The sequence below is a fragment of the Streptomyces sp. NPDC059850 genome (assembly GCF_042731515.1).
GTDB lineage: Bacteria > Actinomycetota > Actinomycetes > Streptomycetales > Streptomycetaceae > Streptomyces.
This window is the reverse complement of record NZ_JBHWJI010000149.1, coordinates 1-2665: the sequence shown is the minus strand read 5'-3', so window position 1 is coordinate 2665 and position 2665 is coordinate 1. Positions and strand designations below refer to the sequence as shown.

General features: G+C 69.5%; 2 protein-coding genes. One reads left to right on the top strand and one right to left on the bottom strand.

All coding sequences use genetic code 11. From position 1 onward, the window contains the following. Positions 1-60: 60 nt before the first annotated feature. Positions 61-1419, bottom strand: a complete 1359-nt coding sequence (locus tag ACFV9T_RS42675; RefSeq protein ID WP_385449273.1) for a M14 family metallopeptidase — start codon at positions 1417-1419, stop codon at positions 61-63. Positions 1420-1544: 125 nt separating this feature from the next. Between ACFV9T_RS42675 and ACFV9T_RS42670 the strand changes: the two genes are divergently transcribed. After that, positions 1545-2390 (top strand): serine protease, encoded by an 846-nt coding sequence (locus tag ACFV9T_RS42670; protein ID WP_385449270.1) that lies wholly within the window; start codon positions 1545-1547, stop codon positions 2388-2390. The last annotated feature ends 275 nt before the right edge of the window (positions 2391-2665 follow it).

Below are 2665 nucleotides of genomic sequence, written 5' to 3'. Positions count from 1 at the left end.
GGCGGGGACCCGGCGCGCGGGAGGGGCGGAGCCGTCAGGGGCGGGGGCCCGGACGCGGCGTCAGCTCGTCGCGCAGTACTGGGCTTCCTTGCCGATCGACCGGTACATGCAGTCCGCGTTCTCCAGCAGCTGCAGCACCGCGTCCTTGTTACGGCTCGTCTCGCGGTCGATCACCTCGTCCGGCGGGTAGAAGCCGCCCGCTCCGGCGGACGACGGGTACATCTCGAACGTGTACGCGAACACCTTCTGGCTGCCCCACAGCCAGTCGTCGATCGTCCCGTCCGTGATGTAGAGGTCGCTCGACTGCTCGGGCGTGTAGCCGTTGCTCGCCGCCATCTTCCTGCCGATCGCGGCGAACGCGTCGTGGTCGTCCTTGGTCATCCCGGTCGCGGTGTCGCTGTACGTCCAGCCGAACGGCCACAGCACCAGCTCGCTGTAGGTGTGGAAGTCGATCGAGGCCTTGAGCTGCTGCTTGCCGCCGACGATCCGGCTGCGCGCGAAGTCCGCGACGACCTTCACCTCGGGGGCCGACTCGGCCTTGGCGCCTCGGTAGGTCTCGGAGCCCGCCGAGCCGGAGGAGCCGCCGCAGCAGCCCCACTTGTAGTCCCAGTTGCGGTTGAGGTCGGTGCCGACGGAGGAGGAGCCGGAGTTGGGCTGCCGGTTCTTGCGCCAGCTGCGGTAGTTGCCGGTCGCGATGTCGTACTCGCCGCCGTCCGGGTTGAGGTCCGGGACGATCCAGATCTCGCGGCTGTTGACGATGTCGGTGATGCGGGAGTCCGTGCCGTAGCCGCCGGTCAGCTGGTGCAGCAGATACAGCGCCATCTCGACGGTGAGGTGCTCGCGGGCGTGCTGGTGGTGGGTGAACAGCACCTCGGGCTCGGCCTCGTCCGTGGCCACGTTGTCGCTGATCTTCAGCGCGACGATGTTCCGGCCCTCGTACGACTTTCCAATGACGCGCTTGCTCAGCAAGGTGGGGTACTTGGCTACGGCCGCGTCGATCTCGGAGTTCATCTCGGCGTAGTTGTGGTACTTCGAGTCCGCCGACGGGAAGTCGAACGGCGCGGCCGCCCGGCCCTTGCTGCGGTCGGCCGGACCGGGCAGCGCGGTGAGCCGGTAGCCGAGCCCGCGCAACCGCTTGGCCTGCGCGGAGTCGGCGGTGACGACGACGGAACGGGCGTCCGTCTCGTCGATGGAGACGCCGGTGGCGGCGACGGTGGCGCGCTCGGCCGCGGTGGCCGGGCCCGCGACCTCGTACTGGCGCACGTTCTCATCGGCGGCCGTGGTGCCCGATGCGGCATCGGCCGAGGTGGCACGCCCGGGGGCCGGATCGTCGGCCTGGGCCGCGATCGGCGCGGCGAGGGCGAGGGACAACAGGGCGGCGAGGGCGGTAACCCGTCTGCCGCGGGTGCGAAGTCGCATAACTGCTCCTGGGGGGTGAAGGGCGAGCGACTGCTGCGCCAGTGTTCGGCCATGCGCATGACACGGTCAAGGGTGGGAAATGGTCGAAGCCGAAGGAACTTCTCATCGAGGGAAGGAACCCCCCTGTGAACAGACCTCTCGTCGGCGCGCTCTCGGCCCTCTTACTGGGCGGCGCGACCCTCGCGGGCGCCGGTGCCGCCCCGGCCGCGGCCGCCACGCCCCACCCCCGGGCCGCGCAGGCGGTCGACTTCGCCGGAACGGTCGCGCTCAGCAACTGCTCCGGCTCGGTCGTACGGACCGCGACGTCGGCCGACACCGACCCCGCGCTCGTCCTCTCCAACGGGCACTGCCTGGAGACCGGCTTCCCGGGCGCGGGCGAGGTGATCGTCGACAAGGCGTCGAGCCGCAGCTTCACCCTGCTGAACAGCTCCGGCGGGAGCGCGGGCACGGTACGGGCGAGCAAGGTCGCGTACGCGACCATGACCGACACCGACGTCTCCCTGTACCAGCTGACCTCGACGTACGCGCAAATACAGCAGCGGTACGGCATCAAGGCACTGCAACTGTCGGACGTCCGCCCGACGCAGGGCACCAGCATCAAGGTGGTCTCCGGCTACTGGAAGAGGATCTACTCCTGCAATATCGACGGATTCGCATACCGTCTTAAGGAGGGCGAGTGGACTTGGAAGGATTCGGTCCGCTACACCTCCGCCTGTAACACGATTGGCGGAACGTCAGGTTCACCCGTGGTCGACGCCACCACCGGCACGGTCCTGGCCGTGAACAACACGGGCAACGAGAGCGGCGCGCAGTGCACCCTCAACAACCCGTGCGAAGTGGACGAGAGTGGAAAGGTGACGGTCCGCAAGGGCATCAACTACGCCCAGCAGACCTACGGCATCACCAAGTGCGTGACCACCGGAAACCGGATCGACCTCACCCTGTCCGGATGCGCGCTGCCCAAGCCGTGACGCGGGGCGGGGCTGACGGAGGCTGACGGGGGCTGACCCCACCACGGTCCGGGGGCGCGCGCCAATGCGCCCCCGGACCGCCGTCACTGAAGCTGAAGGCTCCTTGTCGTGACGTCAGCAGACGTCAGAAATGGGGGTCCTCATGCGAAGAACGCGCCTCGCGCCGACCGTGGCAGCCGCCTGCGTCACGCTGCTCCTGCTCCCGGCGGCCGCGGCGGTCCCGGCCGCGGCGGCCACCCCGGAGACGGCCGCCGTCGCCCCGGCCACCCACGGCC

Coding starts and splice junctions, on each gene's coding strand:
- ACFV9T_RS42675 (WP_385449273.1), bottom strand. CDS start 1,419: ATGCGACTTCGCACCCGCGGCAGACGGGTTACCGCCCTCGCCGCCCTG.